Source organism: Arenibacter algicola (assembly GCF_018860365.1).
Taxonomy (GTDB): domain Bacteria; phylum Bacteroidota; class Bacteroidia; order Flavobacteriales; family Flavobacteriaceae; genus Arenibacter; species Arenibacter algicola_B.
The window spans coordinates 68276-90267 of sequence record NZ_JAHKPO010000023.1 but is presented as its reverse complement, the minus strand read 5'-3'; the positions used below and the strand labels follow the sequence as shown (position 1 = coordinate 90267).

Below are 21992 nucleotides of genomic sequence, written 5' to 3'. Positions count from 1 at the left end.
ATTATTCTATATTCCTCGCCAATTTCAGAAATACCTGGTTCATAGAATCTACTTGAAACTGACCTTTGAGATTCTTTGGCGTGTCCAAAGCCTCTATCTTTCCGGCTACCATGATGGATACCCGATCACAATATTCGGCCTCGTCCATATAATGGGTAGTTACAAAAATGGTAACCCCTCTATTGGCTTCCATATAGATCATTTCCCAAAATTGGCGCCTGGTTATGGGGTCGACTCCTCCCGTGGGTTCATCCAAAAAAACAATTTTTGGATTGTGGAGCAGGGCAACTGAAAAGGCTACTTTTTGTTTCCAACCCAAGGGGAGGGAACCTACCAGGGAATCGGCCATATCATGCAATCCCAATTCATTGATCATGGCCTGGGATTTTTCTTTGATGTCCGCAGATGACAAGCCATATATCCCCCCAAAAAAGACAATATTTTCCTTAATGGTCAAATCATTGTACAGGGAGAAGCGTTGGCTCATGTACCCAATATTCCTTTTTACCTGTTCGGCCTCTGTTAGCACGTTATATCCGGCCACGGTGGCGGCACCATGTGTAGGTTTGGAAATACCGATCAACATTTTCATAGCCGTTGTCTTTCCAGCACCATTGGCTCCCAAAAATCCAAAAACCTCTCCTTTTCCCACCTCAAAAGAGATGTTATTGACTGCGGTGAAATCCCCGAACATTTTGGTCAAATTCTGAACCTGTATCATATTATCTTTTGTCATCTATTCATGTGCTTTTGATAGATCCATAAAGGTATCCTCAATAGTTGCTACGGTCTCTTTAACCTCAATCTCCTTATGATGTCTTTCCTCCAAATACTTGGTTAGATCCATTGACCTAAAAACTTCGGACTTAGGGGTAAAATGTAGGTATTCTCCAAAGGGATAGGCGCTATGGGTATCCGGGTAAATCCTTAAGTCTTCGATTAATTGATAGGTGTTGGAACTACGTACCTTATAAATTTTCTTTGGGAACGAAGCAATAATTGCTTCGGGTGTGTTGATCTGCAGTATTTTTCCGTTGGTAATCAAGGCAATCCTATCACAAAGTTCGGCTTCGTCCATATACGGCGTAGAGACCAAAATAGTAATGTCCTTTTGCTGTAACCGTTTTAACATCTCCCAAAACTCTTTACGCGAAACGGGATCTACCCCTGTAGTAGGCTCATCTAAAAACAACACCTTGGGTTTATGGATCAAAGCGCAGCAGAGCGCCAGTTTTTGTTTCATCCCACCCGATAATTTTCCAGCCCTACGGGCTTTAAAAGGTTCTATTTGGATATAAATATCCTTGATCAAATCATAATTCTCCTCTATAGTAGTTCCAAAAATAGTAGCGAAAAAATTAAGATTCTCTTCAACGGTAAGGTCTTGGTATAAGGAAAACCTACCTGGCATATAGCCCACATGATTTCTAATATCCTTGTACTGTTTTTGGACATCGTAGCCCGCCACTGAAGCCTTTCCCCCATCCTGAATCAATAAGGTGGTCAAGATTCGAAAAAGGGTTGTCTTTCCCGCTCCGTCCGGACCAATCAAACCAAACAGTTCCCCTGGCTTTACCTCAAAGGAAATATCATCCAAAGCTTTTACTTTGTTGTACGATTTGCTGATATTGTTTAGAATGATGCTCATTTTCCTTAGCGTTCAATAAGAATTAACCGTTATATATTAGTCAAAATAGGTGTAATAGCTTTTTAAATGCCCATTTATACTTTCCTTGATTTTTGCACCCGTTTCGGTGTCATCAGTTTTTTGCAATAGTTCAATCTTTTGAATCAACGGATGTAAAAATACATGCAGATTATCGTGCGATGCTCCGGTCATGGTGCATTCCTTAACAATGTTATTTTTAACCCCGTTTAAACCATTTCCCAAATTTCTGTAGTCTTCCACAGAAATGGTTTTGGTTTCCGCAACGAGTTTGGCCATATCTGCTACCCCGGAGGTAGTTTCCAGATTAGCCTCCCATTTTGTTCCATTGTTTAGGGACATTTCCTCTACCCAATTGGTATTTAATTGTTGTTCACTTCCCGATGCTGTTTTAGTTAAATTGGTACCAGGGGACTTGGTATCCTCCTTTACCGCTTGTTTGCAGTTTATAAAGCTTAAGGATAGGATCGTTAAAAAGATAATCTTCGTTTTCATGATTCATATTTTTATATTGTTGTGTGTTGTTTTTGGAATTTTGATTAGGGTCAAAAGTAGAATTGCTCCCCATATGCCAACCCTAAAAGCCATTGCCTTTATGCTTTCTACCGCTACGCTTTCATTAAAAAAGTATAAATAGCCCAATACCAATAAGTGCAATAGAAGGATCGAGATTATCATTAATTTCCACTTTCTATGTTGTTTGCCTATTTGATAGGCTACCATAATGGATATAATTCCAAGAACCACGTTGTAGACCACCAACCAATCCAATACCCTATAATCCACGGAGCGTAACCCCAATAGGACCATGGAACCTGAGATTACGGATAGAATGCCGATAAGGCTTGCAAGTATGGTCGCTATGATCAAGGTCGTTTTCATTCTTCAGTAGTTTTTGAGGTGATCCACATTTCCGCCGGCATCCCTATTTTTAAACTACCGTCATTTTTAACCTTAACCTTTACCGCATACACTAGGTTTACACGCTCTTCCTTGGTCTGTATGATCTTGGGGGTAAATTCTGCTGATTCTGAAATCCAACTAATCTCACCGGGGTATGATCTCATCTCCTCACCTGCATCGATTTTTACGCTTACCTCCTGCCCAATGCGGAGGTTGGACAATTGATTTTCACTGATATAAACCCTTAAAATCATATCTTCCAGATCAGCTATTTTATACAAGGGTTTACCAAAAGCAGTTACTTCGTTGGGTTCGGCATATTTTACCAGGACCGTGCCCTTCACAGGGTTTTGAATGATGCTTTTATGGATCTGATCCTCAATTTGACGTATTTGTATTTCAATACTTTTTACCTCATTAATAATGGGCGAATTTTGGGTTTCCACACTTTTGATCTGCTCTTTAATAATGTTGATCTGTCCATTAATATCATCCAATTGTTTGGTAGTTGCGGCTTTTGCCTGCAATAGGTTCTCTATCCTAGATTTATCATTTTGGGCCACTTTTAATTGTTCCTTAAGAACTTCGCGTTGTGATAGCACGTTTCTGGATTTTGAAAAAATAGTGTTTTTGGAAGCCAACAACTGGTCTCGTTTTAGGGAGAGCTGAACGGTGTCTATAACCCCAACAACCTTATTTTGGCCCAGCACAGTGCCTTCCTCCGCATCCAGGAACAAAATTTTTCCATTGGCCTCGGCGGAAATAGTTATTTCCGTAGCTTCAAAATTACCGTAACCATCTGCCTTGTCCCCGTTGCCGGAGCATGAACCTAAAAGGCTTATAAGAAGGCTTGTCAATATTAAATATGGATGTTTCATTTTATTCAGGTATTGTTATATATCAGTTATTGTAATAGCTTCCATTCGTAATTTCATATTGAATTTTGTGCAATAGCAATTGAGTCTCATGAAGATTTAAATTGCTTTTTGCCTCATATAAATTCGTGAATTCGATAATATAGGCCGATGCCGTAATTACACCGTTGTTCAATTGTGATTCCGCCGTTTTCAAAATATCTTCGCGTAACGCTATAATCTCATTATCCGTGGAAATCAGAGCATCGATCTTATCAATTTCGGACTTGAGTTTTACCAATTCCAAATTGTTGTTCAATTCAAAGGTCTCTTTTTGGGTATCTATTATTTCCTTGTTTATTTCAAGGGATTGTTTCTCGGTCTTGGTCTTGTTCCAGTCAAAAATGTTCATATTGAGTTTTAGACCTGCCATATAAAAAGTATTAAAAGAATTATCCAACATATTTAGCCCAGGATTGCCGTAACCACCTTGGGCAAAGGCATTTAATTTAGGAAGGTTCGATTTTGAAATCAGTTTTGAGGAGTAATCGATCTGTTCCTTTTGAAGGTCGAAAAGCTCAATCTCGGGTCGTTGGGATTCGGTTTCCGATATGAAAACTGCTGGTCTTTCAAGGTGCACATCGGATGATAATTCCCTGCCAATTAGCAAGGACAGCCGTTGTAACAAATCCGATTTATTATAGCTCAACTCTATGTATTGTTGTTTTAATCTTAGGAGTTCTGCTTCAAGTGTCTTTTCTGAAGACCCCAACAAGGTGCCGTACTTTACTCCGGCTCTCACATCTTCAATACGCGCTTTTAATTGCTCCTCTTTGGCTTGAAGCAAGGCTTGGTTTTCCTGAAGCAATAAGACCGAAAGGTAGATAGAATTGACCTGACTTTTTAATCCGTATAGGCTCACCTCCAACTGTTGTTGGTTTACCTTTGATGCTGCCTCCTTCACCTTGGATGAAGCATTGATGAGGCCACCGTTATAAATCATTTGGTTTACATCCAAAGTGGCTCGATATTGATCCTTATTGGGAGGTTCTATGGTTACATTCGGAAGCTGGATCGGCAAACTTGTTACATCGGACTGATAGGTGGCCTGGGCATTAAGATCCAGTTTGGGCAAATACCCCGTTCTTAAGGCCTCAATATCCAGTTGTACCTGATTTTCCAATAACCCAGATTGTTTGGCCAACGGATAATTCTCGGTAACAAGGTCAAAACACTCCTCCAGCCTAAAGGTCTGCTGGGCCTTTGCAACCATAGGTATGGTTAATATTAATATTAAAAAAAGTCTTTTCATGTGTTTTTGTTTATTAATTTTCAGTGGTCACATGCAACATTCAAATAGTCATTTTCCCCGTTCGTTTAAAATTGAGTATGAATGTTTCATTTTTTAATAGAATTAATTAGAAGCTCGGGAATCAAAATTTTACGTTCCTGCATCATGGATTTAAATGTTTTTTCATCCAAGTCCAATATTCCACGGACCAGGCCGGTCCCTACAAAGGAAAAAGCGGTCAGGGAAAAAAGGTTTAACAACAATTGTTTAGGGTCTATGGGCTTTATAATTCCCATCTCAATTTCCTGCGCTATCTGCTTCTTAAAGCGCGCAGGGTTAGGTGCTATTTCGGAGCCAAAAAATAAATCGGAAAACTCCGGATTGTTATTTATTTCCTGAATCAGAAAGTTGGGTAGGTATGGATTCTCCATTACAAAAGAAATATAGCTATCCGTAAATTCCGTTATTTTTTCAAAAACCGTTTTATCAGAATTAAAGACCTGGTTGATATGGGGGGCAAACTTTTCAAAGGCCTGCCTAAAAACCGCCTCGAACAATTTTTGCTTGCTCTTGTAATAGTAGTGCAGCATGGCCTTGTTAATTTTTGCCTCATCCGCAATCTCCTGCATTCGGGCTCCTGCCATACCCTTCTTTTGGAATACGCTTATGGCTGCCTTTAATATATTTTCTTCTGTGCTCTGATCTTTCATTAACTAAATAGTTTAACCAAATGGTTAATAAATGTACAAATTTTTTTTAATTCCAAAAGGATAATGCCACTAAATATTTGTTATTTAGTTTAATTACAGCCAATTATAAAGTATATTTCGGGATTTTGCATGGGGTATTTAAGAAACAAATTCTATACATTATATGGTCTGAAATTGTTATTTATTCCTAAACAACCCTTGGCCTGATACGTCATTGGGTAAATTTCCTTCTTCAAGGAACAAGGACTTTCAACCTCTATAACTACAAGACCAAAAAAAATGTCTACTTATTTTTGTCAAAAACTACACTCCATATTCCACGGACCTCATTTACATTATAGCCAACGGCCATATCTTCAGGGTATAATTTTCTTAAAGTGGCCATAGTAGCAGGCTTCACCTGTTCGTTGGGTTTCCCATGGCATTGGAGACACATGGTATTTGTAGTTATGGGATAATATACCGTTACTTCTTCGTTACCAGGAACTACTACCGGATCTACTTCGATACCAGCGGCAACCTGCTCTTTAAAAGTAGCGATATACCCCAGTTCCTCTTTGTTGGCCTTGTTAAGTGGATTTCTAGGTTTATCGGAAACCCTTTTAATCTGGGCATTGTTCATAACAGAAATACTATCCGTTAATTCTATGGCCCGAAGGTTACAAAATGCTACCGCCCCCTCCGTACCTTTTTCCTGTATGGCCTTCATTAGATTTTTCCCCAGCGCAGCTTTTGTAGCCAAGGCATAACCAAGTCCGATATCGCCATAATCCGTTTGTAATCCATGTTTGGAACCTGGGCCCATTCCATTTCCCATACCTTTACCTTTACCCATTCCTTTACCTTTACCCATTCCTTTGCCTTTGCCCATACCTTTGCCTTTGCCCATTCTTCTACCATGCTCCCTCTGAAAATGTTCATCGAACCATTCGGGTTGTGCAATTTCATAGTCATACATGTATTCAGCAATCAGGCTAATGGTTTCTTCAGGATAGGGTTGATAGGGCATTATCCCAAATCGATTTAGTGCACCGGGCATTTTGGATTTTTCCTCCTGTGGATCATTAATCCAACCCACAATAGCTTCTATAAACTGTTCCTTGGTCGTTGTTGAATCGATATAGTGCTTCTTAATGGCCACCATGGGAGGCGCAATCATGCTGACTTCCGATGCTTTAGGATTGTGACATAAATAGCACTCTGTTTCAATAATTTTTTTACCTGGATGTATCTTTTCCTGATCGGCCGATGAGTTTGCTACCTTGGTTTCTAACGGTTTAGTTTCCGTTTTTTTTGCCTCCTTACAACTTACTAGGGTCATTAAAAGGATTGTAAAGAAAGATAGATACTTCATAAAGCTAATATTTTTGGATTTATTCCTTCATCATCCTTCCCGCGGCACAGCTAAGAAAGGATTTGGCCTTGTCGCCCAAGCCGTTTTTGGCATCCACTGTAGGATAGCCCAAAGCTTTAAGGGTATCCCTTAGCTTTTGTGTGGCCTCAACGTTGTTGGATTCAAAAGATACCGTTCCAGTGTTTACATCCACCATAACCTCCGTGATATTCTCCAATTCCGATAATTTGGTGGTAATTGTTTTAGCGCAACCACCACATTTTATATTTTGAACACTTAGAGCTAATTTCATAGCGTTAATTTAAGCCTAATTATAAATTCTAGTCAACAAGCATATTATCTCCAAGACATGTAGCCACCCTTTAGGTCATATACTTTTTCAAAACCCATACCTATCAATTTATGCGCCGCTCTCTGACTCCTGGCACCGGAACGACAATATAGGTACACGGGCTTATCCTTGGACATTTTTTCACAGTATTTTTCAAAGTTTGATGCATTAAAAAAATCCACATTAATGGCATTTTTTATATGGCCGCCACCATATTCATTAGGCGTACGAACATCTATGAGTTGTACTTTTTTACCCGCTATGGCCGCTGAAAAGTCAGCTTGACTCAATATTTCAATTTTATCCGATTTCTCTTTGCTTGTTCCGAAAAGTGTACTAAAAATAGACATATTATTTCTTTTTTGAGTTATTCCAAGGTAATTGTTTAAAAAAGGAAACCGCCACCTTTTACAATGACCGTTTCCTTATACAACCAACCAAAACATTTATAGTGTAAAGATAGGCCAGGCATTTAATGTCCACAGCAACTTTTGTTACACTCCCGCATTTTCCATAAAAAAGTTTTGCTCCAACAAATAGATTAACTTCCAGTGAGTTTAAACGCAAGTAATACCGCCCACAAACAATACAGGGATATAAAATGCATACCCCAAATAAGTGCCGAAATACCCATAGGGATCCAGTCCCAGACTTATAAGAAGTACACTTTGCAATTGCCATATAATATATATTACTTAATATGCATTATATATTAACCCAAAGTAATATTTAATTGGTTTTATTGATTAAAATAAGTTAATATTATTGCATTAATCGAAGAAAGAAAGAATCAACATGCTTAATGCCCCTTCTTAACGAACAACCAAGAGTATAGAGGGCCGCATACAATTAAAGATAAAATCATTTCGACCAAAAACTTAAATGCTCACAAATAGGAACTAGCCATGTTTAAAAATTGTTTATTGCCCTTGGTTTCAGTTTTCATTTTTATAAACCATGGCCTGCTTGCCCAAAAAGTAAATCAATTCCCAAAGAAAACAGACCCCCTACACAAAAAGGTGGAAATGTTTGACAGGTTGATGCTTGGAAACCATTGGAACGAAGGTGCCATAATGCAACATGTTATTTTTCCACCTGCCGGACTGGAGCAGCCCATTATAGGTTCCCAGGCCGATTGTCTTGACCCCACTTCCGAAATGCTGGCTGCCTACTCCCATAAATACGCTATAACCGGAGACCCAAAGGACAGGAAAATAGCCAATGACATCTTCGAGGCCATACTAAAATTGGAAAAAGTAACCGGTGTTGAAGGATTGGTGGCGCGCAGTTTCAATAGGACCAACGAACCGCTTTGGCACGAAGAGGTTTTTTGGTACCATGAATGGCACCAATCGTCATCCATGCCCGGTTACCGATGGTTGGGTGATTTAAGTGCCGATAAATTCACTTCTATTTTTTACGGTGTAGGAACTTTTTGGGAACTATGTGCGGATGCAGAATACAAGGAGAAAGCAGCAGGCCTCCTAGATCGATTTATAGGGCGGGTAGTAGACAACAACTTTAAACTTACGGATCTCGACGGAAAAATGACCTTGTGGGGCAACTTTTGCCCTAACCTTCCGCACCAAGAACTCAACTCTTTGGAAATGTTGGCCGCGCTAAAGGTAACCCATCATATTACAGGAAAGGAACGGTACAATGCCGCATACCACATGCTTATAGACCGCTATCATTATGACGACCACCAAATTAATTCCAAAATACTATTCCCTAAAGAATGGCGGAATGTAGGGGACGACTACCACGCTGCCCGTTCCCTCTATATGATTATGCGTTTAGAGACCGATCCCAGTCTACTCAATAAATACCGAATGAATTTAAACAGACATTGGTACGATTGGAAGGATATAGAATTTACATGGGAAAGCAATATCTGGTTCTTAATGGTCTATAAGGTACTCACAGGAGAGGAAATTTTTACCGAAGAGAAAAAGCAGGGCATAAAGGACATGTGGGGATTTGAACGCAATACCAGGGAATTCAAAATTCCACAAAAAGATGGCAGTTTTAAAATGGTTCGTTCCGAGGAAGAACGAACTGCCGCGGCCATGATCCGAAATTATTGGTTTGGTAGGTATTACGGTATTATTGATGAAAAATGGTAATCACAAAAAATAGGAAGCGTATGAAATCTTGTTTAACACTCCTAACTTTTTTAATACATATACTTTATCTAACAGGGCAAGAAAAGCCAACTCCTCCCGAAGGAATGGTTTATGTTCCCGCCGGCGAATTCATTATGGGCAGCACCTATGGCGATCCGGATGAAAGGCCCCAACAAATTGCAAGTACAAAGGCGTACTTTATAGACAAATACGAGGTTAGCAATACGGAGTTTGCCAAATTTGACCCCACTTTTAAATTCCCCCCGGAAAAAAAGAACAATGCCGCAGTAGTGACATGGTCTAAAGCGGATGCCTATGCTAAATGGGCTGGTAAACGTTTGCCCACTGAAAAAGAATGGGAAAAGGCGGCTCGCGGTATCGACGGCCGTGTATTTCCTTGGGGAGATACCTATGACAACACTTATGTTGTGTGGGACCAAAAAGAGACACGCGGAACTTCCATTGCCAAACCTGCGAGCCCTTATGGTTGCTATGACATGGCTGGAAGTGTGTGGGAATGGACATCGGACTGGTATAAACCCTACCCTGGCAACGAGGTGCCTATGGAGCAATATGGCGAAACCTACAAAGTAATGCGGGGCGGATCCAATTTTAACAACCACTCCTTTATTCGTACCTCACAACGCTATTATGTGTTACCAGAAAAAATTCACGTATACCCTGTTGGAATACGATGTGTAAAGGACATAAATTAGAACAACGCCCCTATAAAAAGTATTTTAATATAAAAATGTCGCACAAGATGAAAAGACAATTAAAATTTTGGCTGGTAATGGTTGGTATTGGCAGTATGCTGTCTTGCGAAAAGGAACAGCCTAAAACCTTGGACCTTTCCCAAGCAAACATTGTGATATCGGCCCAGATTAAATCTCCGATCCAAGAAACGGCGGCTAACATCCTAGTGGAAGAAATTAAAAACCGAACCGAACTTCAACTTGGATTAAATAATAATTGGGATTCCAAAACTACCATTGCCTTAGCCTTGGCCAATGAAAACGAATTGTTCGGAACAAAAGTGCCGACCCGTGATGGCGAAAATAACCCCGAATTAAAAAAAGAAGGCTATCGCATTTACCATGAACACCAAGGGGACAAGAATACTCTTTGGGTTATTGGTGCGGATACAAGGGGTATTCTTTATGGCATTGGCAAACTACTGCGAACCGCTAAAATGAGTAAGGACCAAATAACACATAGCCCTAACATTGATTTTTCCGAAGCTCCGGAATACCCCCTTCGCGGACATCAGTTTGGGTATCGGAATACCGCCAACTCATGGGACTCCTGGACCGTGGAACAATTTGATCAACATTTTAGGGAACAGGTTCTTTTTGGTGCCAATAGTTTTGAAAATATTCCATTTCAAGAAGCCGATTCAAGTCCCCACTTTAAAGTAGACCCGCAAATCATGGAGGTGGAATTAAGCAAAATATGCGAGAAATACGATGCCGATTATTGGGTCTGGACGCCAGCTCCTCATGACCTCACCGTAAAAAATGCCCATGAGGACGGACTTGCAGAGCAAGAGGCCTTTTATGCAAAATGTCCAAGATTGGACGGTGTATTTGTTCCTGGAGGTGACCCGGGTGAAAACCATCCTGCCCAGCTAATACCCTATTTAAATGACCTGTCGGAAATATTGCACAAATACCATCCAAATGCCGGTATTTGGGTTTCCCTACAGGGTTTTAATAAGGAAAAAGTGGAATATTTTTTTAATTACCTAAAATCTGATAGTCCTGATTGGCTTAAAGGGGTTGTTTATGGACCAAGTAGTCCGCCCATAGATTTGGAACGGGAAATGTTGCCAAAAAAATATCTGCACCGCTTTTACCCAGATATTACCCATACCGTTAGGTGTCAGTATCCAGTTGATAATTGGGATCAGGCTTATGGATTGACCTTGGGAAGGGAGCCTATTAACCCACAACCACTCATGTACACCCAACTTTTTAGGAGAGACACCAAATATACCGATGGCTTTATTACCTATTCCGATGGTTCCCATGACGACGTTAATAAAGTTTTATGGAGCCAATTGGGTTGGGATTCCAAGAAAAACCCCAAAGATATCATCTATGAATACACTCAATTCTTCTTTGGCCCAGAGGTAGCCGAGGAAGCCGCCCAAGGCATATTTGACTTGGAAAAAAATTGGGACGGGCCCATTTTGGAAAACAATTCCATTAAAGAAACCCTAGCATTGTGGAAAGGCTTGGAAGAAAACAACCCCGATCTGGCAAATAATTGGAGATGGCAACAATTAATAATGCGCGCCTATTATGACGCCTATATTCAAGACCGACTTGCCTACGAAAAAAGACTGGAAGACGAAGCATATGAAATACTGGCCAAGGCCAATACCATTGGGGCGGATAAGGCTATGAACGATGCCCTGCAACACATTAATAAAGCAGATACCGAATTGGTTTCCCAAGACCTTAAGGAAAAGGTTTTTGAATATGGCGAGAAACTATTTCAATCCATTGGAGCACAGACCAGCGTGGAGAAATATCAGGCACGTAGTGCAGAAAGAGGGGCTATTTTGGATTTTATAGATTATCCCTTGAACAATAGATGGTGGTTGGAGGACGAATTTAATAAAATTGGCATATTAAAATCGGAAGCAGAAAAGCTAGCGCGATTGGAATTTATTAAAAACTATGAGTCTCCCGGAGAAGGCAGTTTTTACGACAATATTTCCAGTGCGGATGCCAAGCATGTAACCTCCAAAACCGATGATGCCATAGACTTCCTATGGGAAAGTGATGGCTTAAGTAGAAAGCGGCTCTCTACCCAATTGTTCCAATTTACCCCTACCTTGGAATACAATGATCTGGATCCCGATTCCAATTATTTAATCCGTGTTTCAGGTTATGGAGAGGCCCTATTAAGAGCCAATGGAGAACGCCTAAAACCTACCAAATATGAAAAAGGTTTTGAGGAGTTTAAGGAATTTCCCCTACCTAAAAATCTGATCAAGGATGGCAAATTAAATATTAGCTTTGACAAGCCCGATGAGGAACATTTGAATTGGAGAAAACAATCCCGGGTAACCGATGTCTGGCTTATTAAACAAAAATAGCATGTTGGCCCAAAAAAAGCTCTTCCCACTAAAAGGAATTGTTACGGTGCTCAACACCCCTTTTACCAAAGAGGACACCATTGACCACGCAGCCCTAAAGAACAATACAGAGGAAGCATTACAGGCCGGAGTTGCGGGTATATTGGTGCCGGCAATGGCCGCAGAAGTATATAAATTATCCCATTTGGAAAGATTGGAAATGCTATCGACAATATTGGAAACCGTAGGGGACAGGATCCCAGTTATTGGAGGTGCAGGGGAAAAGGATCTATCCAAAAGCAAGGAGCTTCTAAAGGCCTATATGAACCTAGGTTGTAGGAATGTTCTATTCCAGATTCCGTTTATCGAGGAGCAACAGTTCAGAAATCATTTTATGGAATTGGCAGCCCTTGATCCGGAAATGATCATGTTACAGGATTGGGATGCTACCGGATATGGTCTATCGGATGAACTTATAGTTGATTTATTTGAAAAAGTGGCTGCATTCCAATGTTTAAAAATAGAAACCGTTCCTGCGGGGCCCAAATATTCAAGAATTTTAGAACTGACCCAAGGCAAATTAAACCTAAGTGGAGGTTGGGCCGTTACCCAAATGATGGAAGGGCTACAAAGAGGTGTACATGCCTTTATGCCCACTGGAATGCATTTCATTTACACCACAATAAATCGACTATTTGAAGAAGGGAAGATTGCAGAGGCAGAAGCCTTGTTCGCGAAAATAATTCCCGTATTGGCGTTTTCCAATCAACATCTGGATATCTCCGTACATTTTTTTAAACGGTTATTGTATCGACAAGGCATTTACAACACCCCCAATGTTCGCAATCCTATCCTTCCCTTTGATACCGTACATAAAAAATTGGCAGACAAACACATAGAAAAGATAATTAAGCTTGAAAACCGGCTTAAAGCCCAAAAGTCCAATATTTATTGACCTTGAATATACCCTTGATAAATGCGGCCTAAACAATTTCTGACAAAACTATGGGATAAAAGACACAATGGTCAATATATTATCTGTTTTAAATAATATAGTTGTGGCACACCCCTGCCTTTTAAATTTACTTTGTTCTCACTAAAGAAAATATATGGCATTAGAATTAAAAGGGATCATTCCCCCAATGGTCACCCCTCTTAACGCAGACGGTGGTTTAGATGATAAAGGATTGGAAAAACTTATAGAGCACCTTATTACTGGCGGTGTACATGGTATATTCCTCTTGGGCACCAACGGAGAAGCCCCCAGTCTTAGTTATGCATTGCGCAAAGAGCTTATTACAAAGGCTTGTAAATATATCCGTGGTAGGGTTCCGGTACTGGTTGGAATAACCGATACCTCCTTTAACGGATCCTTGGACATTGCAGCCCACTCCAAAGAAGCGGGTGCAGATGCAGTGGTGGTAGCCCCTCCTTATTATCTTCCAATTTCACAGGAAGAAATGATCGACTATTTGGAGCGTTTAATTCCACAATTGTCCTTGCCGGTCATGATGTACAATATGCCAAGCTGTACCAAACTACACCTTTCCTTGGAGACCGTAAAAAAGGCTAAGGAATTAGGTGCCATAGGGATCAAGGACAGCTCGGGTGATATGTCCTATTTCTACTCACTTATTGAAGCTTTTAAGGAGACTCCGGAATTTTCCATCATTGTAGGAACAGAATTGTTTTTACCGGAGACTATAATTTATGGTGGGCATGGGGCCGTAGCTGGTGGTGCAAATTTTCTGCCAGAGTTATTTGTTGATCTATATAACGCCTCTGTGGCCAATAATTTAGAGGATATAAAAATACTACGTAACAAGGTGGCATTTGTTAACAGCACAATTTATTGTGTAGGCAAGAATGCCTCCAGAATTACCAAGGGTATAAAATGTGCCCTATCCGTTATGGGCATTTGTGAGGACCATATGGCACTACCGTTGCGAAAATTTGAAAATAGGGAACGCCAGAAGGTAAAACAATTCATTGACCAGTTCGAAAGTTCAAAAGTCATATAAAAAAGGAATGGACAAAAAGCTAAAATGGGGTATTTTGGGCACTGCCCATATTGCTACGGAGCAAGTAATTCCGGCAATGCTCAACTGCCTACATGGTGATGTTCATGCAATTGCCTCAAGAAATTTGGACAAGGCAAAGGATATATCCGAGCGATTTAAAATTCCAAAATTTTACGGGTCCTACGAGGAATTACTAGACGATAAGGAGGTAGATGCTGTCTATATTCCTCTCCCCAATCATCTTCATGTAGCTTGGGCTATAAAAGCTTTGGAAGCTGACAAGCATGTGTTGGTAGAAAAACCTGTTGGGCTATCCAGTAAGGAAGCCCAAAAATTGTTGCAGGAAACTAAAAAGTACCCGCACTTAAAGGTGATGGAAGCCTTTATGTACAGGCATCATCCCCAATGGATAAAGGTTAAGGAATTAGTGGACCAAAAGGTTATAGGTGAAATTAAAACCATTCAATCTTCTTTCTCCTTTTATGAAGATGACCCCAATAGTATTGTAAACAGCAAGGAGTTCGGGGGTGGTAGTTTAATGGATATTGGATGCTACCCTATTTCCCTCTCCCGTTTTTTGTTCAATTCGGAACCCAAAAGTATTTCCGCGGTAATAGACTATCACCCAGATTTCAAGGTAGATGTTTTAGCTTCAGGAATATTGGAGTTTGAAACTGGGACTTCAGTATTCTTCAGCTCAACACAATTGGCGTACAATCAACAGGCACAAATTTTTGGAACCATAGGAAATATAAAATTTGAACTTCCTTTTAACCCCCCTATAGATAGGCCTTCCAAAATATGGGTCACTATAGACGATGAGTGCCAAACCATAGAATTTGATATCTGTAATCAGTACACTATTCAGGCAGATCTTTTTGCACAGGCCATAAAAAATAATACACCAGTGCCTACTCCCCTAGAGGATGCGGTTAAAAATATGGTCGTAATTGAAAAGTTGGAGGAAAGCAATTTAAAGGGACAACGGATACCCATGTAGACTATTTTTGTCCCTTTTATACTAGTTCAACAGTTCTTTTAAGGTCCAATAGTTTTTCCTGTCCGGATTTTTGGCACGGATATCCCTAACCTCATTTTCACGGACCATAGACGCACTGTTCATGGCACGGATGTAAGTAGCTACTTGGCCGATCCACTCATCGTCATTGGAGCCCATTGGTAGCATAATGCCATACTCCTTTCCATCTATTGGACCGGTTAATCCGTTTAATAGGATACTTACAAGTACATCCTTATTACCCGTTACCCTCGGTGAACCAATTAAGGAAGGTGCTATCAGGGAATTTTCTCCATTTGGAACCCCTTTTAAATCAGGGCCATGACAGGTAACACAGGTCTGCCTATAAATGTCGTATCCGGCCAAGGCCGTCATTTTATGAATTCTACTACTGTTAGCAATTCTTTCCTTGAATTTCAGAAAATCGGAATCCTTGGCTTTTATTCCAAGGCCAATGGAAGCAGTCACTATTTCATTATCCTCGTATTGCTTACTTATGGAACTTGATAGTTCTTCAGCTTCCTCACTATTGGAATAGCGCAAACTCAGTGCCAACTGATTTACCACATTAATATCGACATCCTTTTGCAATTTGGCCAATGCCTTTAAAATTACTTGATCGTCCTTCTTTAAAAATTCCTCGCTTAAGCGGACAGCTGCTATACGGACCCTGGGATCAACATCGTTTAGCTTCTCTAGAATAAGTGATTTATCCACAATACCTAGACCCTCCAACGTCCAAAGGGCATGAACCCTTTGGAGCGCATAATCCTTATCCCCAAAGTTATCTGTCCAAAAGGACTCATTATTCTTGGCTATTTCCTTCAGCTTGGGAACAACTCCCATATCTCCTTTTATTATAATAAGCTTTTGGGCCGTATTCCTATACCAACCGTTGGGATGTCCTAAATAATCCACTAGTTCAGCTGCAGATTTATCCAAAAGATTTGGTTTTGCTGCCGGTTTTATGTCTTCATGGACTATACGGTATATTCTTCCCCTACCTATGTTCTTGTCCAATCCTTTGCGAAGAATTACTGGTCTTAAATGACTTCCTTCCCTGGTCCAGTTACCTTCCTGAATAATACCACGGTACATATCCACGATATAAAGACTTCCATCCGGCCCTGTTTGTGCCTGAACAGGTCTAAAGTTCAAATCCGTGGACGCCAGAAACTCGGCCTCATCATAGGCATTGTACAGCACTTTTTTTCCGTTCTCATTTTTTATTTTTGCCCTACGTACCAATCTGCCTACAGGTTCCGGAATAAATAAATCGCCATAGGTGGATGGCGGTAATTTATCACCCCTAAATATTTCTTGTCCCGCAACCCCTGTAAATTTATTAAGGGTACCATCTGGCTTTAACCTTAATTCTGCACCTCCCTGAACATCAGGGGTGCCAACCACTGGCCATGGTTCCATGAATCCCTCTGAAATCTGTCCCTCAGGGTTTAAATCCCCATATATAGGAGGTATTTGAAAATTATATGCGGCTATTTCAGATCCTGCAGAAGAATAATACATATTTCCCAAATCGTCCTGGGTTAGCCCCCATTGTCCGCTGGAACCACCGACCAAGGAATCTACTTGAACACCGTCTTTGTTAAACCTAAACCGTAATGGATTGTAAGTGGTATACACCCAATTATCCAAGTTCCATACCAAACCACTCTGTTGGTGCTCAAGGTTACCTCCCCTCCTTTTTGGATTTTCATAAACCCTGATTTTTTCGTCCGCCACCCCATCATTATCAGTATCCCTATAACTCCATAGATCATAGGAGTAGGTTTCATTTACAATAAGTCGGTCATCGAGAGGCAAAATCATCCTAGGTAATAATAGACTGTCAATAAAGACGGTACTCTTATCCATTTTTCCATCGCCATCCAAATCTACCAGAAGTTTTATCTGACTAGTAGGTTCATCTTCACCAACTGCATCTACATTTTGCATATAAGTGTCCATTTGGGCCACATACATTTTTCCATTCCCGTCCCAAGCTATGGCCACCGGTTCATTTACCATAGGTTCGGATGCCACCAGTTCTATCTTATATCCTTCGGGCAAATAAAATTTTTCAAGACTTTCCTCGGGGGAAAGAAAATCTGACGGAGCCTCCCTTACAATTTCCGGTTTTACATAAATCTTATCCCTGTATTCCTTTTTACCACAACTAACTATCGCCAATAGAAGAAAGCCAAAAAAAATTTTATTCATAATTAATCAACTTGTTATTCAAATATTTCTAGTCTCGCCAAATTTAACTTTAATATTTGAATCATTTGCCTTCATTTGGAGGTCTCTTGTGCCAATAGGAGGCTAAAATAGACCCGGTTATGTTCATCAAGGGTCCAAAAACGGCCGGTGCCAGACCCATTGTGGCTATCTTGCCCAATGAATTTGCAATGCCCGAAGCAAGGCCGCCGTTCTGCATCCCGACTTCCAAGGCGATGGTACGGGCATCCTGCTCATTTAATCTCAATAGTCGGGCATACCAATACCCTAGCATATAGCCAAATAAATTATGGATGAGTACCAATAGCATTAAGATTCCGCCGATATCCAAAAGGCTATCCCTTCCTGCTGCCGTTATCACCACAATTATAAGACCTATACCCAACATGGAAATTACAGGAAGTGCCTTGTCCAACCATTTCCCTTTCTCTCCCCTCAATTGGTTAATCAGTAATCCAACTCCAAGAGGCAAAATAATCATCTTTACAATGCTCCACATCATGTCCAACACATCTATTTCAATAAATTCCCCGGCCAAGAACTTCATAAGTAGTGGTGTTACAAAGGGCGCAAGAAGTGTTGAGATGGAAGTAATTGTGATGGAAAGTGCCAGATTGGCCTTCGCCAAATAGGCCATTACATTGGATGCCACCCCACTGGGGGAACACCCTATCAGCACAATTCCCGCGGCTATCTCCGGTGGAAAATTACTGTATTTTGCCAGAACAAAACCCATGATGGGCATTATACCCAACTGTGCCGTGACACCGACCATTACCCCTTTGGGCGACTTGATAACTTCTGCAAAATCGCCTAGTTTCATGGAAGTTCCCATACCGAACATAATCAGTTGGATCAAGGGTATGATCAGTGCGGTAAGTTTAAAATCGCCTATCTGCAAAAAGTATTGGGGGTAATATAGCGCCAAGGCTACTCCGGCAAATATGGAGGCTGTAAAAACATAACTGTTCAGGGACTTATATCCACTGAAGCCAAAGGCAAGAAGGGCAAAAAAGGCCATTATTAAAAGTCCGGCATATTCAATATTATGGGTAAAGATCATGCCCAAAATTGCCAACAGCAATATGGCGGCCATGCCAAGACAAATGGAATAAATATTCAATTTTTTCAAAATAGTTTGGTTTAGGTTATTATGGTTCTAGTTGGGCAATTTATAGGCCTGTCTGGCCAAAAGTCTGAGCTTGCCGTCCTTCCCTTTTTGAAAGACCTGCATATTGCCAATACGAACATCCACAGCCTCCCCGGCATTGGTGCCCTTGGCCAAAAAAATGTGTCTAACAATTGCTGTATTCCCTGAAATATGAATCGTCTGATCTGCAGCTTCCAATGTCAAAAAATCGAATGGCCCGTTCACTAAATCATCAATAAATTCGTCCCTATTTTGAATAAGTCCGCTCGAATGACCATAGGTAAGTTCCTCTGAACACAGCGTTTCCATAAGTTCCGCGGTGGGGTTTACCATAACTTTATTAAAGGTGGAAACGGCCCGTTGAACTTCATCGATGGTAATTTGAACTTCTTCTTCCCCCATAACCCCGGTTGTGCTTTGATCCACATTTTGCTTACAGCCACCCAAAACTAACAATGGGATAACGGCCATGATCCAGCTGCTCTTTACACTTATTATTAATTTACGTGCTGCCATTACCATGTCCTTTTACTTAAAATCTTATTTAAAGTTTCCTTGGACATTTTTACCAATTCCGGATGTTTGTCCAGCCATTCAAAGAATTCCGCTTTTAGCTTTTCGTTCCAATCACTATCTATCTCTCCTGTAGAATATTTTTTGGTCTTTACCATCTCAAAACCAAACTGGTCCTTAAGAGCAACAAATTCAGCGGTACCCACTACCTGTTCGGCCAAATGCGCAGGAATAAAAAGTACACCTTCCCTTTTGGCAAGGACAAGATCTCCAGGCAACACCATTACTTGGCCTATCCGTATTGGGGTATTGAGTCCCATAAGTACTTCTTCCTCCAAAAAAGATGGGTGAAAATCCCTTACAAAGGCATTGAATCCTTTTATCTGGCTTATGCTTTCCAGATCCCTTGCACTGCCATTAAAAACCACTCCATTGCCCGACTTACTGTAAATGGAAGTTGCTAGGGTAGCACCTATAAGTGTACCTGCATCGATTTTGCCAAAGCTATCGGCCACATAAACGTCGCCTTTAGTGAGTACCTCAATGGGCCATGAATTGGTATTTCCCTTCCTACCCTGCGAATTTATTCCCCTTTCCTTGATATTTTTTTCCACATCGGGCCTACTGGGCATAAACAGGGCAGTAAGTGCCCTGCCTACAACAGGAACCTCATCGTGTACCATTTTCCAATTGCCCTCGAACTGATTTTTATATCCTTCGTTTTCAAGGACCGTCCATGCATCATCGATACCAATTTTTTTTGCCCGTTCCAAAAGATCGTCCGGAATTTTTGGGCGGCCGTCATCAAAGCGTTCCCCTTTCCATTCGGAGGTCAGGAAAATCAATTCCTCCTTGGGAATGGTCTGTCCAAAAACAACGGAATTCAGTGTAAGAAAGCAAAGGAACTGTAAAATTATATTGAACTTCATAATCCTTAAATGTTTATACCTCTTTTAGTCCAGTGCAGCTATACAGTCCATTTCAACCAAAGAATTACCAGGTACTCCCCCATAGGTAGCCACGGTGGTCCTTACTGGAGGGTTTGGTCCGAAACGGCCCCTAAACACCTCGTTCATTCCCTTATAATCTGCCAAATCTGCCAAATAAACATTCACCTTGAGCACCTTTTCCATGGAAGAACCATGTTTTTTCAGTTCCTTTTCCAACTCTTGCAATACAATTTCGGTATGTGCCTTGATCTCAAAAGGTTCCACATGTGCGCCTTTACCAGCAATATAAAGAGTATTCCCGTGTTTTACGCCTCCTGAAAATAATGGAATATCCTGATCCATAACGATGTCACCTACGACTTCTTTTTTTGGTTTTGAACCCCCGTCCATTGCCCTAGCGGTGGCGCCTATTCCAAACATAGCTGCCAATCCCATTCCTAATTTTTTAAAAGATGCTCTTCTTGTTGTTTTGTTTTCCATGGTTTAAAAATTTATGATTATCTGTGTTCTGTATTAATATTTTGAATTGTGGACAATGATACTCCAAACCCGTAAACGCTTGTTTTTGAACAATCTATTGCCGGAAACATGAATATATGAAAATTTCTCCATCCTAAATTAACTGCCCATACAATTGTTGAACCACATATTAGGAAACCAGAATTTTAGAGCCTTGGCAGATCCTACCAAAACAACCATACATTGGTATTACTGCTATAATAGATACTTAAAATCTACTTATTCATTACAAATTCCCTTCCTGGATGTTCTGTCTCAAAGGTTTCAAAATTACCATTGTCCTGAAGTGTTATAAAGGCCATAGTACCGTCTTTTCCTCCAAAGGCAATATTGGAAGGGGTTTTGCCCTTTAACTGGATTTCCTTTAGAATTTCGCCTTGGGGCGACACCTTGACCACAGTTCCTTTTCCATGCCGAGTGATGTAAAGATTACCTTTTACATCCGTGCGCATACCATCCATTCCGAAATCCTCAAATTTAATAAGCAGGCGCTTATTGCTTATTTCCCCAGTTGGAGAAAGGTCGTAGGCCCAAACATTGCGTTGCACCGATTCGTTTACATAAAGTGTTTTGTTGTCCGGACTAACCTCTATCCCGTTGGTGGTTCCCATATTCCCTTCCAATAGAGTTACGGTACCATCGGTATCTATTCTCCATATTTGTCCCTTCGAATTTTTCCAGTCGGGATCACTGGCGAAAAGTATATCATTGTCCATTATTGCAACATCATTCGGCTGGTTCATGGCTTCATTATGGGCAAAAACACTAATCTCTTTAGAATCCATGTCCACCTTTAATATGTTATGTTTTGTATAATCTGCTATGAACATATCGCCCTTGCTATTGAAACGGATTCCATTACCAATACTACCCTCGGGGAGATTAACAAATAGGGATGCTTCGCCTATGGAATCAACCCTACCAATGGTTCCCGTCCTTTCAAAATTAACGGCATACAATACCCCGCCGGCATCCACCGCAGGACCTTCAATTCCAGACGGAAATAGGGCAGGTTTGGTAAATTCCCTACTTTGGTACAATCCCTTTTTTTGCTCAACACCAATATCCTCAGAGCCTTTTTTCGCGGTATTTTCCCGTTTTTCCTTACATCCTACAATAGATAGTACTAAACAAAAGGCGGACAGTTGGCATTTAATAAAAGAACTTGACTTGTAATTCATTTTCATTTGGATAAAGAAGACCGTTAGCAATTAATTATTCCCGCTCACTTAAAATCCTATTTTTAGAGGATATAGTGCTTAT

At 40.6% G+C, this 21992-nt stretch carries 22 protein-coding genes; 6 read left to right on the top strand and 16 right to left on the bottom strand.

All coding sequences use genetic code 11. The features are described from left to right. Position 1: 1 nt before the first annotated feature. The 10 genes from KO529_RS18255 to KO529_RS18210 all read right to left on the bottom strand — a co-directional run bounded on the left by KO529_RS18255 (position 2) and on the right by KO529_RS18210 (position 7459). The gene (locus tag KO529_RS18255; protein WP_215949308.1) at positions 2-736 is read right to left on the bottom strand and encodes an ABC transporter ATP-binding protein; all 735 of its coding nucleotides are present in this window, start codon (positions 734-736) and stop codon (positions 2-4) included. Then, positions 737-1648, bottom strand: a complete 912-nt coding sequence (locus tag KO529_RS18250; protein WP_215949307.1) for an ABC transporter ATP-binding protein — start codon at positions 1646-1648, stop codon at positions 737-739. Positions 1649-1684: 36 nt separating this feature from the next. Next, a complete protein-coding gene (locus KO529_RS18245) occupies positions 1685-2161 on the bottom strand; it encodes a hypothetical protein (RefSeq protein ID WP_215949306.1) in 477 nt (158 codons plus the stop codon). 3 nt (positions 2162-2164) lie between these two features. Then, positions 2165-2548, bottom strand: coding sequence for a hypothetical protein (locus KO529_RS18240; RefSeq protein WP_215949305.1), 384 nt, complete (start codon positions 2546-2548; stop codon positions 2165-2167). After that, the gene (locus KO529_RS18235) at positions 2545-3447 is read right to left on the bottom strand and encodes an HlyD family secretion protein (protein WP_215949304.1); all 903 of its coding nucleotides are present in this window, start codon (positions 3445-3447) and stop codon (positions 2545-2547) included. Before KO529_RS18235 ends, KO529_RS18240 begins: the two co-directional genes overlap by 4 nt. 22 nt (positions 3448-3469) lie before the next feature. Beyond that, a complete protein-coding gene (locus KO529_RS18230) occupies positions 3470-4735 on the bottom strand; it encodes a TolC family protein (protein ID WP_215949303.1) in 1266 nt (421 codons plus the stop codon). 86 nt (positions 4736-4821) lie between these two features. Beyond that, complete coding sequence (locus KO529_RS18225) at positions 4822-5424, bottom strand: TetR/AcrR family transcriptional regulator (protein WP_215949302.1); 603 nt, start codon at positions 5422-5424, stop codon at positions 4822-4824. 283 nt (positions 5425-5707) lie between these two features. Next, a complete protein-coding gene (locus KO529_RS18220; protein WP_215949301.1) occupies positions 5708-6778 on the bottom strand; it encodes a c-type heme family protein in 1071 nt (356 codons plus the stop codon). Between the two features lie 19 nt (positions 6779-6797). Further along, entirely contained in the window at positions 6798-7070 is a 273-nt protein-coding gene (locus KO529_RS18215; RefSeq protein WP_215949300.1) for a heavy-metal-associated domain-containing protein, read from the bottom strand. Positions 7071-7114: 44 nt separating this feature from the next. Continuing rightward, entirely contained in the window at positions 7115-7459 is a 345-nt protein-coding gene (locus KO529_RS18210; RefSeq protein WP_215949299.1) for a rhodanese-like domain-containing protein, read from the bottom strand. A gap of 555 nt (positions 7460-8014) precedes the next feature. Here KO529_RS18210 and KO529_RS18205 point away from each other — a divergent pair. The 6 genes from KO529_RS18205 to KO529_RS18180 all read left to right on the top strand — a co-directional run bounded on the left by KO529_RS18205 (position 8015) and on the right by KO529_RS18180 (position 15341). Further along, the gene (locus KO529_RS18205; RefSeq protein WP_215949298.1) at positions 8015-9235 is read left to right on the top strand and encodes a hypothetical protein; all 1221 of its coding nucleotides are present in this window, start codon (positions 8015-8017) and stop codon (positions 9233-9235) included. 20 nt (positions 9236-9255) lie between these two features. Further along, positions 9256-9951 (top strand): formylglycine-generating enzyme family protein, encoded by a 696-nt coding sequence (locus KO529_RS18200; protein ID WP_215949297.1) that lies wholly within the window; start codon positions 9256-9258, stop codon positions 9949-9951. 47 nt (positions 9952-9998) lie between these two features. After that, positions 9999-12341 (top strand): alpha-glucuronidase family glycosyl hydrolase, encoded by a 2343-nt coding sequence (locus KO529_RS18195; RefSeq protein ID WP_215949296.1) that lies wholly within the window; start codon positions 9999-10001, stop codon positions 12339-12341. A gap of 1 nt (position 12342) precedes the next feature. Continuing rightward, positions 12343-13275, top strand: coding sequence for a dihydrodipicolinate synthase family protein (locus KO529_RS18190; protein ID WP_215949295.1), 933 nt, complete (start codon positions 12343-12345; stop codon positions 13273-13275). Positions 13276-13429: 154 nt separating this feature from the next. Then, positions 13430-14341: a dihydrodipicolinate synthase family protein gene (locus KO529_RS18185; RefSeq protein ID WP_215949294.1), complete on the top strand. Its 912-nt coding sequence runs from the start codon at positions 13430-13432 to the stop codon at positions 14339-14341. 7 nt (positions 14342-14348) lie between these two features. After that, a complete protein-coding gene (locus KO529_RS18180) occupies positions 14349-15341 on the top strand; it encodes a Gfo/Idh/MocA family protein (protein WP_215949293.1) in 993 nt (330 codons plus the stop codon). A 21-nt stretch (positions 15342-15362) separates the two neighbouring features. Here KO529_RS18180 and KO529_RS18175 read toward each other — a convergent pair whose 3' ends face one another. The 6 genes from KO529_RS18175 to KO529_RS18150 form a co-directional block, all read right to left on the bottom strand. Continuing rightward, positions 15363-17579 carry a DUF7133 domain-containing protein gene (locus KO529_RS18175; RefSeq protein WP_215949292.1) on the bottom strand — a complete coding sequence of 739 codons (2217 nt, stop codon included), beginning with the start codon at positions 17577-17579 and terminating at the stop codon, positions 15363-15365. Positions 17580-17640: 61 nt separating this feature from the next. Further along, positions 17641-18729, bottom strand: a complete 1089-nt coding sequence (locus KO529_RS18170) for a bile acid:sodium symporter family protein (RefSeq protein ID WP_247095202.1) — start codon at positions 18727-18729, stop codon at positions 17641-17643. A gap of 27 nt (positions 18730-18756) precedes the next feature. After that, positions 18757-19263, bottom strand: coding sequence for a nuclear transport factor 2 family protein (locus KO529_RS18165; RefSeq protein ID WP_215949291.1), 507 nt, complete (start codon positions 19261-19263; stop codon positions 18757-18759). Next, entirely contained in the window at positions 19263-20189 is a 927-nt protein-coding gene (locus KO529_RS18160) for an RraA family protein (protein ID WP_215949290.1), read from the bottom strand. Before KO529_RS18160 ends, KO529_RS18165 begins: the two co-directional genes overlap by 1 nt. Positions 20190-20213: 24 nt before the next feature. Beyond that, on the bottom strand, positions 20214-20690 hold the full coding sequence (locus KO529_RS18155) for a RidA family protein (RefSeq protein ID WP_215949289.1): 477 nt from the start codon (positions 20688-20690) through the stop codon (positions 20214-20216). Positions 20691-20944: 254 nt separating this feature from the next. Then, positions 20945-21910: an SMP-30/gluconolactonase/LRE family protein gene (locus KO529_RS18150; RefSeq protein ID WP_215949288.1), complete on the bottom strand. Its 966-nt coding sequence runs from the start codon at positions 21908-21910 to the stop codon at positions 20945-20947. Positions 21911-21992: the final 82 nt, after the last annotated feature.

Excerpts from the sequence above, each read along its gene's own strand:
- KO529_RS18255 (WP_215949308.1), bottom strand. The coding sequence starts at position 736 with ATGACAAAAGATAATATGATACAGGTTCAGAATTTGACCAAAATGTTC.
- KO529_RS18250 (WP_215949307.1), bottom strand. The coding sequence starts at position 1,648 with ATGAGCATCATTCTAAACAATATCAGCAAATCGTACAACAAAGTAAAA.
- KO529_RS18245 (WP_215949306.1), bottom strand. The coding sequence starts at position 2,161 with ATGAAAACGAAGATTATCTTTTTAACGATCCTATCCTTAAGCTTTATA.
- KO529_RS18240 (WP_215949305.1), bottom strand. The coding sequence starts at position 2,548 with ATGAAAACGACCTTGATCATAGCGACCATACTTGCAAGCCTTATCGGC.
- KO529_RS18235 (WP_215949304.1), bottom strand. The coding sequence starts at position 3,447 with ATGAAACATCCATATTTAATATTGACAAGCCTTCTTATAAGCCTTTTA.
- KO529_RS18230 (WP_215949303.1), bottom strand. The coding sequence starts at position 4,735 with ATGAAAAGACTTTTTTTAATATTAATATTAACCATACCTATGGTTGCA.
- KO529_RS18225 (WP_215949302.1), bottom strand. The coding sequence starts at position 5,424 with ATGAAAGATCAGAGCACAGAAGAAAATATATTAAAGGCAGCCATAAGC.
- KO529_RS18220 (WP_215949301.1), bottom strand. The coding sequence starts at position 6,778 with ATGAAGTATCTATCTTTCTTTACAATCCTTTTAATGACCCTAGTAAGT.
- KO529_RS18215 (WP_215949300.1), bottom strand. The coding sequence starts at position 7,070 with ATGAAATTAGCTCTAAGTGTTCAAAATATAAAATGTGGTGGTTGCGCT.
- KO529_RS18210 (WP_215949299.1), bottom strand. The coding sequence starts at position 7,459 with ATGTCTATTTTTAGTACACTTTTCGGAACAAGCAAAGAGAAATCGGAT.
- KO529_RS18205 (WP_215949298.1), top strand. The coding sequence starts at position 8,015 with ATGTTTAAAAATTGTTTATTGCCCTTGGTTTCAGTTTTCATTTTTATA.
- KO529_RS18200 (WP_215949297.1), top strand. The coding sequence starts at position 9,256 with ATGAAATCTTGTTTAACACTCCTAACTTTTTTAATACATATACTTTAT.
- KO529_RS18195 (WP_215949296.1), top strand. The coding sequence starts at position 9,999 with ATGAAAAGACAATTAAAATTTTGGCTGGTAATGGTTGGTATTGGCAGT.
- KO529_RS18190 (WP_215949295.1), top strand. The coding sequence starts at position 12,343 with ATGTTGGCCCAAAAAAAGCTCTTCCCACTAAAAGGAATTGTTACGGTG.
- KO529_RS18185 (WP_215949294.1), top strand. The coding sequence starts at position 13,430 with ATGGCATTAGAATTAAAAGGGATCATTCCCCCAATGGTCACCCCTCTT.
- KO529_RS18180 (WP_215949293.1), top strand. The coding sequence starts at position 14,349 with ATGGACAAAAAGCTAAAATGGGGTATTTTGGGCACTGCCCATATTGCT.
- KO529_RS18175 (WP_215949292.1), bottom strand. The coding sequence starts at position 17,579 with ATGAATAAAATTTTTTTTGGCTTTCTTCTATTGGCGATAGTTAGTTGT.
- KO529_RS18165 (WP_215949291.1), bottom strand. The coding sequence starts at position 19,263 with ATGGCAGCACGTAAATTAATAATAAGTGTAAAGAGCAGCTGGATCATG.
- KO529_RS18160 (WP_215949290.1), bottom strand. The coding sequence starts at position 20,189 with ATGAAGTTCAATATAATTTTACAGTTCCTTTGCTTTCTTACACTGAAT.
- KO529_RS18155 (WP_215949289.1), bottom strand. The coding sequence starts at position 20,690 with ATGGAAAACAAAACAACAAGAAGAGCATCTTTTAAAAAATTAGGAATG.
- KO529_RS18150 (WP_215949288.1), bottom strand. The coding sequence starts at position 21,910 with ATGAATTACAAGTCAAGTTCTTTTATTAAATGCCAACTGTCCGCCTTT.